The 14,157-nt window shown below is 46.5% G+C and carries 12 protein-coding genes; 6 read left to right on the top strand and 6 right to left on the bottom strand.

The window, feature by feature from the left end:
• Positions 1–20 precede the first annotated feature (20 nt).
• From RIH33_RS11985 to RIH33_RS11960, 6 genes are read left to right on the top strand one after another with little or no spacing between them, the layout of a single operon-like run.
• Complete coding sequence (locus tag RIH33_RS11985) at positions 21–5,342, top strand: Ig-like domain-containing protein (protein WP_406653100.1); 5,322 nt, start codon at positions 21–23, stop codon at positions 5,340–5,342.
• Between the two features lie 30 nt (positions 5,343–5,372).
• A complete protein-coding gene (locus RIH33_RS11980) occupies positions 5,373–5,846 on the top strand; it encodes a hypothetical protein (RefSeq protein WP_406653098.1) in 474 nt (157 codons plus the stop codon).
• Between the two features lie 14 nt (positions 5,847–5,860).
• Positions 5,861–6,268: a thioredoxin family protein gene (locus RIH33_RS11975; RefSeq protein WP_406653097.1), complete on the top strand. Its 408-nt coding sequence runs from the start codon at positions 5,861–5,863 to the stop codon at positions 6,266–6,268.
• A gap of 26 nt (positions 6,269–6,294) precedes the next feature.
• Positions 6,295–7,191, top strand: coding sequence for an FAD:protein FMN transferase (locus RIH33_RS11970; RefSeq protein ID WP_406653095.1), 897 nt, complete (start codon positions 6,295–6,297; stop codon positions 7,189–7,191).
• A complete protein-coding gene (locus tag RIH33_RS11965; RefSeq protein WP_406653093.1) occupies positions 7,175–7,384 on the top strand; it encodes a DUF4266 domain-containing protein in 210 nt (69 codons plus the stop codon). The genes RIH33_RS11970 and RIH33_RS11965 overlap by 17 nt, the downstream gene beginning before the upstream one ends.
• A gap of 10 nt (positions 7,385–7,394) precedes the next feature.
• A complete protein-coding gene (locus RIH33_RS11960) occupies positions 7,395–8,669 on the top strand; it encodes a DUF3570 domain-containing protein (protein ID WP_406653091.1) in 1,275 nt (424 codons plus the stop codon).
• Positions 8,670–8,964: 295 nt separating this feature from the next.
• Here the strand turns inward: RIH33_RS11960 and RIH33_RS11955 are convergent, their stop codons facing one another.
• The 6 genes from RIH33_RS11955 to RIH33_RS11930 form a co-directional block, all read right to left on the bottom strand.
• Positions 8,965–10,431 (bottom strand): potassium/proton antiporter, encoded by a 1,467-nt coding sequence (locus tag RIH33_RS11955; RefSeq protein WP_406653089.1) that lies wholly within the window; start codon positions 10,429–10,431, stop codon positions 8,965–8,967.
• A gap of 389 nt (positions 10,432–10,820) precedes the next feature.
• Positions 10,821–11,879 (bottom strand): ACR3 family arsenite efflux transporter, encoded by a 1,059-nt coding sequence (gene arsB / locus RIH33_RS11950; protein ID WP_406653087.1) that lies wholly within the window; start codon positions 11,877–11,879, stop codon positions 10,821–10,823.
• Positions 11,880–11,901: 22 nt separating this feature from the next.
• Complete coding sequence (locus tag RIH33_RS11945) at positions 11,902–12,627, bottom strand: metallophosphoesterase family protein (RefSeq protein ID WP_406653085.1); 726 nt, start codon at positions 12,625–12,627, stop codon at positions 11,902–11,904.
• A complete protein-coding gene (locus RIH33_RS11940) occupies positions 12,624–13,250 on the bottom strand; it encodes a protein-tyrosine-phosphatase (RefSeq protein WP_406653084.1) in 627 nt (208 codons plus the stop codon). Before RIH33_RS11940 ends, RIH33_RS11945 begins: the two co-directional genes overlap by 4 nt.
• Before the next feature lie 20 nt (positions 13,251–13,270).
• On the bottom strand, positions 13,271–13,741 hold the full coding sequence (locus RIH33_RS11935) for a DUF6428 family protein (protein ID WP_406653082.1): 471 nt from the start codon (positions 13,739–13,741) through the stop codon (positions 13,271–13,273).
• Positions 13,742–13,786: 45 nt separating this feature from the next.
• Positions 13,787–14,122, bottom strand: coding sequence for an ArsR/SmtB family transcription factor (locus RIH33_RS11930; RefSeq protein WP_406653080.1), 336 nt, complete (start codon positions 14,120–14,122; stop codon positions 13,787–13,789).
• Positions 14,123–14,157 lie beyond the last annotated feature (35 nt).

Genomic DNA, 14,157 nt, shown 5'->3' with positions numbered 1-14,157 from the left:
ATAGCCTAATCAATTTTTCTATGACAACTACCCGCCGCAAAACTCCGTGGTTCACAAATTTGATAAGTGCCACAATCTTCCTGCTATTATTCCTGTTCATCCATCCGTCATCGGAGGGTCAGGATATAGCGAGCGCCACCTTTGTTCAGTCCAAGGATGTCTTTACTGATATTTCTTCCCCAAATGGGATAACGCTGAATAGTGATGGTACCGCCATGTTTTTATGTGGTACAAGCTTTGCCACCGAGGACGTAGTGTATACTTACGACCTGAGTGTGGCTTATGATCTCTCCACAGCCGTTCGGAATGTAGCCAAGACCTTTGTGATGGGCAATAGCGAGTATTCTATCACGCCTCAGGACCTGGTCTTTAAGGCAGATGGTTCAGTGCTCTTTGTGGTGGGTTCGTACTTTGACCTCAACACTTTTGACATGGCCGACAGCCTCTATTCCTTTAGTCTGAGTACTCCTTTCGACGTATCCACGGCGGTTTTGGAGAATCGCAGCAAGTTTAGTGTTGCCTTAGAGGAGGATTTTACCTCAGGCGTAGAGTTAAACAGCGACGGTTCCAAGATCTTCATCATAGGCAAAACCAACGATCAGGTGATCGAGTACAATTTGTCCGTGGCTCATGACATTACCACTGCATCGGTTGGTAGTACATTCAGCGTGAATGTAGAAACAGGGTCTCCGGAATCCTTCAGATTTAGCCAGGATGGTCTGATGATGTATGCCGTTCACCTGGATATGGGAGCAAATCAATCAGCTGTTTATACCTACTCTCTTTCTTCCGCATATGATATCAGCACCGCCACCTTCGCCGGGCCCGGGGAGTCCCTCGTGCTTGATTTTAATGATATACGCCCTTCCGGATTGGCATTTGGCGGAGCGTCCAAAATGTACCTCTTCGGAACCAATGGTTCCGGGTCACCTGTGCGTGAATATGATTTGGAAGTTACACCAGATGATGTAACACCTCCTGTAGTCACTGTGGATTTACTGGTCACCAACGTGGCGAGCCCTGAGCTGACAGGTACAGTGGATGATGCCACTGCCACGATAGAGGTGACGGTGGGAGGAAATGCCTATGCTGCCACCAATAATGGTGCTACCTGGACGCTGGATGCCGGAACCATCACTCCAGACCTGACAGAGGGTACTTATGAGGTGAGTGTTTCGGCTACTGACCCGGCCAATAACGTGGGTACAGACGATACTTCTGACGAGCTAATTGTTGATTTGACGGTACCGACTGTTACCATTGATGCGCTGGTCACCAATGTGGCGAGCCCTGAGCTGACCGGGACCGTGGATGATGCAAGCGCTTTGATCGAGGTGACTGTAGGAGGAAATGCCTATGCTGCCACCAATAATGGCACTACCTGGACGCTGGATGCCGGAACCATCACTCCGGACCTGACAGAGGGCACATACGATGTGAGTGTTTCTGCCACGGATATGGCCACCAATGCAGGCACCGATGACACTGCGGATGAATTAACGGTTGATCTGACCGCACCTATTGTCACTGTTGATGCGCTAACTACCAACGTGGCGAGCCCCGAACTAACCGGAACGATAGACGATGCCACTGCCGCAATAGAGGTGACTGTAGGGGGCAGTGCTTACACCGCCACCAATAATGGCACCACCTGGACGCTGGCAGCGGGTACGATCACTCCAGATTTGGCCGATGATACCTATGAGGTAAGTGTTTCAGCTACTGATGCAGCCACGAATACTGGCACCGACGCAACGACCAATGAATTGGTCATAGATACCACCACCCCTGTGGTGACGGTGGATGCACTCACCACCAATGTGGTGAGTCCGGAACTGACCGGAACAATAGATGATGCCAGTGCTACCATCGAAGTGACTGTAGGTGGTAATACCTACACGGCTACCAACAACGGCACCACCTGGACGCTGGATGCAGGCACCATTTCGCCTGATTTGGCGGATGATACCTATGAGGTAAGTGTTTCTGCCACCGATGGAGCTGGAAATATAGGGACCGATGAAACTGAGACGGAACTCACCATAGACCTGGTATCACCCGGCGTTGCCATTGTTGATGAATCAGGCAACGCTCCGACGGCCGTCAGTGGTGATTTCACCATCTTAATAGCGTTTGTTGAGCCAGGAGCTGAAGTAGCTGAGGCCGTTACCGGATTTGATGTTTCAGAAATTGTATTGACCAATGCGGAGATCTCTGGCGACCTGACTTCATTTGGGGATGCCTATGTGGTCACTGTTTCTCCTGATGGCAATGGAACTATTACGATAGCCATCGCTGCAGACGCAGCTATGGATCTGGCAGGCAATGGTAATACATCCATTTCGCTGGAAATTCTCTATGACATTGATCCGCCTACAGTGACCATTTCGGGAGCTCCAGCTTCGGTATCCTACTATGACCTGAGTCCTTTTTCAGTGTCGTTTGAGTTTAGCGAAGCCCTTGCAGCGGATGAAGCAGGTTTTGACCTGACAGATATTGCTGTAACTAACGGAGCGGTCTCCAACCTGCTGGTATCTAATGATCCACTTATTTACACAGCTGATATTACACCCGATGGTCAAGGTGATATTTCCATTGAGGTAGGGGGTGGTACCATTCAGGATTTAGCGGGTAATGCATTGGTAGGCCTGGTACAGGAAAATATTACCATGACAGGTCCATTCAGTGGCGGGACGGGCACCAGCCAAGATCCTTACCAGATTGAAAACAAAACTGACCTGAAGAACCTTAGTGATCACAGCTCATTTTGGAGCAGCCACTTTATCCAGACCGCAGACATCACATTTGAAGTTACGGATTTCGGCGCAGACGGTAGTTTTTACTACGACGGACAAGGATTTAGTCCCATTGGTAGGGTTAACCATGCATTTGATGGCTCATACGATGGGGATGGCCATGTGATTTACGGACTAACAATCACCAGAGCAGACCAGAATAATATAGGTATGTTTGGTTACATAGCTGGTTCAGTATCGAATATCGGCCTGTCAGATTTGTCTGTGACCGGCAAGGAATTTGTGGGTGGCCTGGTTGGAGCTGGTGTAGCTAATATCTCCAGTTCTTACGCCTCTGGTGAAGTCAATGGGGATACTGATGTGGGTGGCTTGATTGGCGGTGGTAGTATGACATCCGCTATAAGGGACTCATATTCCATGTGTACGGTTAATGGAAACTCGGAAATTGGCGGCTTAATTGGATCTGCCAGTTCTACCACTCTTTCCAATGCTTATGCTGCCGGAGTGGTTAGTGGAAATTCGTCAGTAGGTGGTTTTATTGGCAGCATTGATGGTTCAAGTGTAGTCACCGGTTGCTTTTGGAATACCAAGAGTAGTGGCCAGGAATCGGGTGTAGGATCAGGAGATGAGGTGTCTACCCTTTTAGGTATCACTACTGATGAGATGAGGTTACAAAGCACTTTTACTGGTGCAGAATGGGACTTCACAGATACGTGGCAAATGGACAATGGCTGTGTGACAGGCGGGTTTCCTATTTTGAAGTGGCAGGACAATCCTGAGGCTGTTCAGGTGAGATTGGGTGAGGATGTCTCACAGTGCGGTGGAACTGTAACGCTCGATGCGGGCACCTCAGGTACCACGTACCTCTGGAGTACCGGAGCTACTACACAAACCATAGACGTAACCACCTCAGGAACTTATTCTGTTGTTTCGAGCAAAGAAAATGTCTGTGATGGAGCTGATGAAATTGAGGTGACCATCTTTACACAACCTGAATTCACCTTAGCTGCACCCACTCCTTCCTGTGGTGAGTATACCATAGACGGACCTGATGGATTTGCTTCCTATAGCTGGAGCAATGGGGAGAGCACCCAGTCTATTACGGTGACAGCAAGTGGCACCTATACACTTACGGTCACCAACGAAGATGGCTGTACAGCAGAAGATGAGGTGGAGGTGATCGTGAATGAAATCCCAGTCATTACAGTAGCAGGCGCAGAGAATCCAGCCTGTGGAGGAATCGAATTTACGCTGACAGCCACAGCGACTATCGGAGAGGTTACCTGGTATGATACCGAAACCAAAGACAATGTATTATCAACAGAGGCAAGCTTTACTACTACGATTTCTAAGGCCACAAACTTTTGGGTAGAGGCAGTCAATGCTGATTGTAACAGCCTGAAAGAGGTGGTGGTCAATGCGAAATATTGCTACAGTGGGGGAACCGGAACGGAAACGGATCCTTACCTGATAAGTAACAAATATGATCTGGATTCACTGACAAATTCGCCATTCGATTACAGCAAGCATTTTCTGCAAACGGAGAATATTTCGTTTGAAGCTTCGGAGTTTGCCGAGGGGGCCGAGTTTTATAACGCGGGGTTCGGGATTGCTCTTTATCATGAAGAATTCACAGGTAGTTATGATGGTGGCTACCACACCATTGACGGGATGGTTTATATATGGCCGTATGTGGCTGGCCTCTTTTATTACCTGGATGGTGAAGTTAAAAATTTAGGACTAACGAACCTTAGTTTAACGTCAGATCCGGATAACGCTGGCGGGCTGGCCAATATTATGTATGAGAAAGCGAGAATAGAAAATTGTTTCACAACAGGAGCGATGAAAGCGGATATCTCGCGCTCTCTTGGAGGGCTGGTAGGGCTTATGTATGGAGGAGCAGGTACGATCATTAATTCCTATTCAACCGTTTCTGTAGAAACGATTGATGCGAGAAATACCGGAGGTTTAGTGGGAGAAACCAGGGGTGGAAGTATTGTGAATTCATATGCCACAGGATTCGTAAAAGGAGCCACCAATACCGGCCCGGGTGTGCCATTGTCTGAGGGCGGCCTGGTAGGCCGAAATGAAGGCGCTGTTATTACCAATTGCTTCTGGGATACAGAGACCAGCGGCCGGACCGGGAGTGCCGGTGGTACGGGTCTCACCACGGCTCAGATGAAGGACCCATACACCTTCGTAGATGCGGGTTGGGACTTTAAGTGCATTGGTTCAGAGGAAATCTGGGACATGGATCTTGATAACATCAACGGTGGCTACCCCATCCTGGGCTGGCAGTCTGACAATGAAAGTTGTCTCCTGATCCTGGATGCAGAGGGAACCAGCAACACTGTCACCATCTATCCATCGTTTACAAGGGGTCTCGTGACTATCCAGACTCAAGGGAGAGCAGTAGATCAGATAGAGGTTTATGACATGATGGGGCGGAGGGTGCTATTCCAGGACATCAATGCCATGATTCAGGAGACTAAAATCGACCTATCGGGTGAGCGTCCGGGAATTTATCTCGTCAGGATATTAAGCGGATCTACTCAAACTACCCACCGGGTGATCCTCCAGAAATAATTTATTTAAGCATTCAAAACATCGATCATAATGAAGAATCTAAAAGCAACACTTCTGGTTATCGTCATCACCGCATTAATTTTTTGCACAGGTTGTCCTGAGGCCGATGCTGATGCAGATTTCGAGGTAACAGGATTTTGGAAAACAGAAAACTCTCTGGTTCAGCCTTCTGCTGGGCTCACCGAGAAAGGAGATTGGACGGAGTTTAGGCTTGATTTACAATCAGAATCAGACCTTTTATACGCATATAGTATAACAAATGTGCCTGATGGGTTTAATGCGCTATGGCCCGAGGGAGAGGGTACCTATGACTATGATCCTACAACAATGATCATCACTTTTACCCCTGCCACGGGAAGTGAATTTGAGGCCACCGTGACGGACAGTGATTTCCCGAATGATTTTACCGTCCAGCGAAAACTATCAGCCAATTCCGGTGGAAGGACAAGTGGTCTTAAAGACCCATGGATATTTAAACTTATCGATGCCAGTAGTGATGATTAGGATTGGGATAGCTAATGTTAGTAAGAATTATTTGGATGTCATTGGCCTTTGGGCTAATGACATCTTACCACAGTATACGGGAAAGTAAAAAGTACCAACTCATTGTTTTTGAGGGATCAGATTGGTGCCTGAATTGCCGAAAGCTGGAGCAGTCTGTTTTATCTGATTCAGAATTCAAGGCCTTTTTGGCTACCAATGCCATAGAGCTGGTTCGGGTGGATTTTCCTCAAAGGAACAAGCAAACACCCACCCAAAGGGTGCAAAATGATTCCATTGCCAGGCGATATGATTTTCAGGGTGTTTATCCTACTATTGTACTGGTGGAAGCTCACGATCAGGCGTACCTGGAATTAAACTACAATAACGAAACGAGCACAGCTTTTGCCGGCAGGATTTCTCATGGCATAAAGCAACTGAAGTGAATGAATGGAAAGTAACCAAACGATTAATGGGATGTACTTTCACGCTGGGAGTCATCAGCGAGGATGAGGACAGGGCCATGCATATCCTGCAGGTCGGCATTGCCGAAATTGTTCGCATCGAGCGTTTACTTTCCGAATTCTTACCTGATTCAGAGGTAAGTAAAATAAACAATCATCCTTCTGATTCGCCCATTACCATTGATGCGGAGTGTTTTCACCTGATTGATCGGTCGGAGAAAATCAGCCAATTGACGCACGGGGCATTTGATATCACGGTGAGCCCCCTCAAGCAACTGTACCAGTTTAGCAAGGCTGACTTTGAGTTTCCTTCCAGCACGCTGATTGAAGAGGCCCTGACGAAAGTGGGATATTCGAGACTGACTTTGGATTATACAAGCCATGCTGTGCAGAAGAGCGTGGATATGCGCATCAGTTTTGCAGCCATAGGCAAGGGCTATGCGTCCGATCGGGTGAAAGCGCTGTGGCAATCGATGGGTGTCACCTCTGGATTTGTCAATGCCAGCGGAGACCTGAATGCCTTCGGGTTTAATAAGTGGGGTAACCCCTGGCGTGTGGGAATTCCTGATCCCGAAAACCAGGAGAAAATGCTCTTTCAGATACCTATCCATCAGGCGGCCGTAGCTACTTCCGGAGATGCTGAGCAGTATTTTATCCATGATGGGAAGCGCTATTCGCACAACATTAATCCCTTCACTGGATTACCTTTATCAGGCGTGTCCAGTGTTACGGTGATTTCACCCAGTGCCGAACTGTCAGATGCGCTGGCCACGGCGGTTTATGTGATGGGAGTAGAAGATGGGATGGCATTTATCGATGAACTGCCCCGGACACACTGCATAATGATTGATGATCAGAAGGAGGTTTCTTTCTCTAAAGATATTGAGTATGAGGCGATTGCTTAGTGTTTTTGTGGTCCTTGCCACGGTGTCTTCCTGTGCTTCATTAAAGCCCTATGAAAGGCAATATGTGGATGACCCGGAAATGCAAATGAGTTTTGATAGTGGTAAGAGCTTCTCCAATTATGTTCATTCGATTCGTGAGGGTGCTACCCCGGCCGGAGCCCCTAAATCAAGTGGTGGATGTGGGTGCAATTGACGAATAAAGGATGATAAGGATAAAAGAATTGCTAGCGGCTACCCTGGTCAGTGTTCAACTGACACTCAAAGCACAGAGTCAGAAACGCAATATAGAGCATGTGGAGAAGGCTGATCAGGTACTGGTTGTTGACTTTGTAGAGCAGGAAGTAAAAGCACACAGCCCATCGGATAGCATCAGGCCTAAAGTGGATCATTTCACCACACAGGTAGTTTACAATCACTACCTGCAGGATGGTAATAATTCTGCAGTGACTGGCGGCATAGGTACCGAGAAACTCACCGTTTACGGGCCATCGCTTCGGATCAGGAAGGATAAGCAAAATCGTTACTTCCAGCTTCAGACCGGGGTGGATATTATTTCCTCGGCCTCCGCAGATAATATTGATTTCGTTGTTTCCTCTGCCTCGCGGTTAGACGGACGCGGGTATCTCTATACGACCTATGGTCGCGAGTTAAAAGATTCCGGTCTGACCGTTGACGGGGGAGTGGGTTTGTCCCTGGAGAGTGATTATTCCTCTCTGAAGACCGAACTTGGAGTGACCAAAGAAAGTGCCGACAGGATGAGGAAGTACAGTCTGCAATTTCAAATGTTCAACGATGACCTGAGGTGGGGATTATTTCATTCCGAATACTACAGGCCTGCCGAGCTTGTTTACCCTTTTGAGTTGCGAAATCGCAATAGAGAATGGTATGATACCCATAATCGAAATTCTTACATTCTGAAGGGAGGCTACACACAAGTGCTTAACCGCAAAAACATGGTGGGTTTATTTGCGGATCTTACCCTTCAGAAGGGCCTGCTGGCCACACCTTTTCATAGGGTTTATTTTACCGATGGTTTCCTGAAGGTGGAGCAATTACCCTATCAGCGCTGGAAAGGAGGGATGGCACTCAGACTCCATTCATTTGTGGGCGGTAACGTTATTCTGAAGAATACCATGAATTACTACCTGGATAGTTTTGAAATACGAGCCATTTCCCTCGAAAACGAAACAAGTATTAAGCTCTCTCCGGTGTTTATCCTCGCACCTCATTTTCGGTTTTATGTTCAGGAAGGGACACCCTTTTTCAAAGGTTATGGAGCCCACGAACGGACCGATAAATATTACACTTCGGACTATGACTTGTCGAGCTTTGAAACCTACACACTGGGAATTGGCTTAAAAGAGCACTTTGATCGCAAGTCTTCGCTGCGAACCCTGGCATTGCGGTATAGCTACATGTATCGCTCCAATGGAATGCAGGCCCATATCATTTCCACATCATTTCAATGGGATAAGTAGTTACTGGTTGATTGTCTGGAAGCCCCTTGCTGCTGCAAGGAAAGGTAAACCTGAGCAGAACAAGCCAGCCCAATAGCCAACAGGTAAATGGCCAATCAAGGAGGTGATTAAACTTGTTTTCTTCAGACTACTCAACGGTGTGCGAGTGATTAAATGTCAAAGTGATTAAACCGCTAAAATACGCGGTTGGTTGTAATATTTTATAGTTTTTAAGGTGTGAATTGGCTCTGAGGTTGAAGGCTATGTGCGGTGATTAATCGACCAGCCTCCCGTCAGATTTATTCGCTACATGGGATCATGAGTCCATTCTCAGTGAAGTATACACCTCATTCAGTACGTCCTTTTTGTCGGTCAGCACCACCAACTTATCATTGGCCATAAGCTCAGTTGAGCCGTTTGGTGTCAGATAGACTCCTTCACGTTCTATCATGGCGATAATGGCATTCTTAGGAAACATTAAGTCCACTATTTTCAAGCCAACGGCGGTGGAGTTTTCTTTGACCACTATTTCTTTCATTAAGGTTTTGGGATGCTCTATGAGCAACTCATCCGTTGGGGAAAGGGGCTTGGCTTTCTCCGGCAGTCCAACATGCAGCCATTTGGCCACCACGGACAATGTGGTACCCTGTACAATCACAGAGGTGATGGATACGAAGAATACAATGTTGAAGATGGCATGCGCTTCGTCTATTCCGGCGAGCAAAGGATATGTGGCAAATACTATGGGTACAGCACCTCTCAAACCCACCCAGGAGATATAAAACCTCCGTTTCAGCCTCATTTTAAACGGCATCAGCGAGATGAAAACTGCCAATGGGCGAGCCACCAGGATCAGGAAAACGGAGACCAACAGGCCGATACCCACAAAAGGAATGATCTCGCTTGGGAAGACCAACAATCCTAAAGTAAGGAACAACACGATCTGCATCAACCAGGCAAGTCCATCAAACATCCGCATAATGGTCTTTTTATGAATCAGATTTTGATTACCTAAGTAGACTGAGCAGATATAGATCGCAAGAAAGCCATTGCCACCGATAGCATCTGTTGCCGAAAAGGTGATAAACATCAGGGCAATCATGAGTACAGGATATAACCCTTCGTAATCCAGCTTGATTCTGTTAATGACTGTTTTGCTCAGCCTACCAAAGAGAAACCCGGCTACACCACCTATGGTCATTTGCAGAAATAGCAAGGGGATGATTGATAATATGCTTTGATCAGGCTCCTGTACCAGTGCAAGAAAGGCGATAGTGAGTACGTAAGCCATAGGGTCGTTACTTCCGCTCTCCAGCTCCAGGGTGGGTCTGAGGTTCTTTTTTAAGGCAAGGTTTTTACCTCTTAGAATAGAAAATACGGCCGCAGCATCAGTGGATGAGACAATGGCACCCAGAAGTAGACTCTCGTACAGTCCAAAGTCCGTGATGAGGTAGACAAAATATCCCAAACCAAGGGCAGTTAACAAAACACCCACGGTTGATAAAGCGATGCCTTCTTTTAGGATGGGCTTTACAGATTGCCAACTGGTATCCAAACCGCCCGAGAACAAGATGAAATTAAGGGAAACCACTCCTATGAGTTGTGCGATCTGGGGATTGTCAAAATAGATGCCCCCAATACCATCTGATCCTGCTAGCATACCTATGGTGAGGAACAGCAGCAATGTGGGGATACCAAAGCGGTAACTGGTTTTTCCCGCGATGATACTGATAAGCAATAGTACCGACCCAATGAGGATGATATTTTCTATGGTTATATTCATGTACGTCCTAAAAGGTTGATTTGCCCATGTCTGCAATTTTATCTCCCTAAATGGTGAAGCATTTCTACGTCATTCAGGGTATTGAATCACAACAGATAGATTCAATGACTTTGATGACCTTCAAATACTACCAATGGGCGGTGTAATAATTGGGTTTGGCCATCCAGATTTGTGCTTCATTAGGGGGTAAGCTGCCCGTGTCCGAGCGAGTCATTCAATGAGCCTTGAATCCATTGCTTGCTACAAAATACATCTTTTTCACATCAAATTGGAAAATGATGGTAATCAGTTTCCGGGCTGGTTTTCGCAGCGAAGAAATACCGGCATCTCATCCTTTTGTTATGGCATTGCTGAGATTCCGGCATTTGTTCACTTCAAACCCAAATTTTTCATCTCGAAAGAATATCCCCGGGGTAATACTTCTTCCGCAACCAAAATGCCACCCGCACCAATAAAATCAACGCCGGAACCTCCACCAATGGCCCTATAACCCCTGTAAATGCCTGTCCCGAATTAAGACCAAAAACAGCAATGGCAACCGCAATGGCCAATTCGAAATTGTTACCAGCCGCTGTAAATGCTATGGAGGCATTTTTGTCGTAATCTGCACCCATTGCTTTGCTGATAAAGAAACCAATCAGGAACATCAGGGCAAAATATATTAATAGCGGGATAGCGATTCTCACGACATCCATAGGGATCTGAACAATCAGTTCACCTTTTAGGGAAAACATCACTACGATGGTAAACAACAAAGCAATCAGGGTGATGGGCGAAACGGTGGGGATAAATTTGGTTTTGTACCAGTCTTCCCCTTTTGCTTTGACCAGGACCATTCTGCTGAGTATTCCCATCAAAAAAGGAATGCCTAAGTAGATGGCCACACTCTCTGCAATGGTGGCAATGGAGATGTCCACAATGGCACCATCAAAACCAAAATAGGGGGGTAAAACCGTAATAAACAACCAGGCATAAAAGCTGTAAGCAAACACCTGAAAGATACTGTTCAGCGCTACCAGTCCTGCACCATACTCGCTGCTTCCTTCGGCTAAGTCATTCCATACCAGCACCATAGCGATACAACGGGCAAGTCCTATGAGAATGAGGCCAACCATGTATTCGGGATAATCCTGTAAGAATGTTAAAGCCAAAACAAACATCAGCACAGGGCCAATGATCCAGTTGAGCAATAGCGAAATGGAAAGGACTTTTACGTTCTTGAAAACTTGTGGCAGCAACTTGTAATTCACCTTAGCCAGTGGTGGATACATCATCAGGATTAATCCTATGGCAATGGGAATATTGGTACTACCACTACTAAATGAATCAATGAAAGTGGATGTGGAGGGAAACAGATAGCCAATACCTACTCCAATGGCCATGGCAAGGAATATCCAAAGGGTGAGGTACTGGTCCAGGAAACTAAGTTTTTTTGTGTTGTTTGACATGATGGTGTTAAGGATTTTATAACTATTTGGCTTGCATGAGTAGGTCAGCATATTCATCCGGGAACTCACTCTCTTCAATGGCTTTTACAGCAGTATCTATCTCATAACTCACTCGCCTGAACTCCACACGAATCGCATTTGGATTGTGTTTTGAAAAGTTTTCATCCAGGGTAATAAGGGCGTAGCACAGTCTGGAGTCACCATCTTTTGGTCTTCCAACAGAGCCAATATTGACCACATGCATGTAGTCAATTCCTGTCTTGATCGTTCTGTGATACGGGATGTGGGTGTGACCGCACAAAACAACCTGCGCCTGATGTGCGTTCATCATTTCCGTTATTTCACTTTCAGGATAGTCCTCTACTAAATAGTCATTGACAGCTTTGGGGCTACCATGAACCAACAAAAAACGAAAACGCTCCCCGTTGGTCTCAAAGTCCAATTGGAGATGCCTGGGAAGGTTCATTAAGTAGTGCTTGTTTTCCGCCGTGAGCAACCTCCCGGTGATTCCTCTGTTAGATCGATCATTCTCCTCAGTTGGTAGGAGCAGAGCTTCCTCATGATTACCCATGATGGTAGGTATGCGGCGCTTTCTTATCGCTTCCACCACTTCATTGGCCCAGACATTGTAGCCCACCAAATCCCCCAGGCAATAAAGCGCATCGGGCTGCACCTTGTCAATATCCTGAAAAAAGGCATCTAAGGCAGGCAGGTTGGCATGTATGTCTGAAAAGAAGGCGATTTTCATTTGTTGATCTGTGAGAATACATAAAACATCTCGGAGGCTATCTGCATGGATCGCTCGTCATACCGGGCAGCTTCCTCGGTGGTACCATCAAATGCTTTGGGGTCGTCATAGCGCACCGGGATTCTCTTTTCTGTGCCCGGTATAAACGGACAATTTTCATCGGCGTGCGAGCAAGTCATCACAGCGGCAAATTGATCCGCTTTGTTGATGGGGTCATCAAAGAGTTTTGAAAAGGCACTTACCGGCGCTCCGCTCTTTGAATTTAGAATGAAATAAGTCGGGTTGTCTTCTCCCCTTGAGGAGACTTCAAAACCGCTTCTTTTGATGGACGCTACTGCACGTTCGTTGAAGGCAGTGACCTCTACACCTCCGGAATAGCAATGCGCAGGAATGCCGAAATAGTCTGCTGCGGTCTGTGCCCAGATCTGGGAAAACTGACTTCTGCGAGAATTGTGTGTGCAGATAAAGTTCAGGTGAACTGGTTTCTCCTGATCGATTTTTGTTTGAATGTATTCGATCAGGGATTTGAGTACAGCGATTCGCTCTGGTGAAATAGTGAGCGCCCTTGCTTTTTCAATGGTTGATTGGAGGATGGGAAGCATTTCGATGTTTTGTGTTTGCATGATTTTGTGACTTAGGTTTGTTAACAACACCCCGATCCCGGAGTGCATGAGCTTTCCTGTGATTGTAGAGAGGTCATCCTGATTTTCGGTTTTTCCTGAGGAATTCCGCACTTATCCTTAGCCAGACAATCGGTCTGAGTATTGGTCAAATGAAAAGCACCATTTATGAGTTCTAAACCATACTTGCCAATGGTTTCCCTCTGGTATTCTACTTCAACATCTAAGTTTTCAAGCCTCAGATGTTTTTCAGAGAGTTCTATGACAGAACGAAGCTTTTGAGCACCCAATCGATGGTCATAATCAGTAGCGGTGAACAACTGAAAGTTGATGACCGATTCTTTTCTTACCGTTCCGCCACAGTCAATAAAGTGCTTTTGAATACTTCCTACTTCGGTCACATGAAAGTGAGCAGGAACTGGCTCGCCATTGGGGAGGATAAATTTTACCTCCTGTATTTCTGACAGCACTGATTTGATTTCTGATAGTTTCATGGAGTATATGTTATTGCAATATTAGGATATGAAGGAACAATTTTTTTAACAACAACCTTGTGATGAAGGCGTCTCAAACTGGTTGAATATTTCATTAAACTGACCTTTGATCTCCGCCCACCGTGCCGGGCTGATACAGTAGCTAATGCGTGAACCTTCAATGGTTCCCTGGATAATGCCAATGTCTTTCAGTTCACGCAGGTGCTGACTGACGGTTGCCTGAGCCAGGCCCAGTTCCTGTACCAAATCCCCATTGACACAGGCATTGGTGCTTAATAGATGCTGGATGATGGCTACACGAGCAGGGTGGGCAAATGCCTTGGCCGCTACGGCTATCTCATTCTGTGTGGTTGAAAAAAGGTCTGTTTTTGTTACACCCATCTTTTTTTGATTATGTTATTGCAATATTACGATAA

The sequence above is a fragment of the Marinoscillum sp. genome, assembly GCF_040222955.1.
GTDB lineage: Bacteria > Bacteroidota > Bacteroidia > Cytophagales > Cyclobacteriaceae > Marinoscillum.
The sequence above is the reverse complement of the archived record's forward strand: the minus strand, read 5'-3'. Positions and strand labels throughout refer to the sequence as shown.

What these genes read in the sequence shown, in the direction of transcription:
- RIH33_RS11985 (WP_406653100.1), top strand. Translation starts at nt 21, where the DNA reads ATGACAACTACCCGCCGCAAAACTCCGTGGTTCACAAATTTGATAAGT.
- RIH33_RS11980 (WP_406653098.1), top strand. Translation starts at nt 5,373, where the DNA reads ATGAAGAATCTAAAAGCAACACTTCTGGTTATCGTCATCACCGCATTA.
- RIH33_RS11975 (WP_406653097.1), top strand. Translation starts at nt 5,861, where the DNA reads ATGTTAGTAAGAATTATTTGGATGTCATTGGCCTTTGGGCTAATGACA.
- RIH33_RS11970 (WP_406653095.1), top strand. Translation starts at nt 6,295, where the DNA reads ATGGGATGTACTTTCACGCTGGGAGTCATCAGCGAGGATGAGGACAGG.
- RIH33_RS11965 (WP_406653093.1), top strand. Translation starts at nt 7,175, where the DNA reads ATGAGGCGATTGCTTAGTGTTTTTGTGGTCCTTGCCACGGTGTCTTCC.
- RIH33_RS11960 (WP_406653091.1), top strand. Translation starts at nt 7,395, where the DNA reads ATGATAAGGATAAAAGAATTGCTAGCGGCTACCCTGGTCAGTGTTCAA.
- RIH33_RS11955 (WP_406653089.1), bottom strand. Translation starts at nt 10,431, where the DNA reads ATGAATATAACCATAGAAAATATCATCCTCATTGGGTCGGTACTATTG.
- arsB (WP_406653087.1), bottom strand. Translation starts at nt 11,879, where the DNA reads ATGTCAAACAACACAAAAAAACTTAGTTTCCTGGACCAGTACCTCACC.
- RIH33_RS11945 (WP_406653085.1), bottom strand. Translation starts at nt 12,627, where the DNA reads ATGAAAATCGCCTTCTTTTCAGACATACATGCCAACCTGCCTGCCTTA.
- RIH33_RS11940 (WP_406653084.1), bottom strand. Translation starts at nt 13,250, where the DNA reads ATGCAAACACAAAACATCGAAATGCTTCCCATCCTCCAATCAACCATT.
- RIH33_RS11935 (WP_406653082.1), bottom strand. Translation starts at nt 13,741, where the DNA reads ATGAAACTATCAGAAATCAAATCAGTGCTGTCAGAAATACAGGAGGTA.
- RIH33_RS11930 (WP_406653080.1), bottom strand. Translation starts at nt 14,122, where the DNA reads ATGGGTGTAACAAAAACAGACCTTTTTTCAACCACACAGAATGAGATA.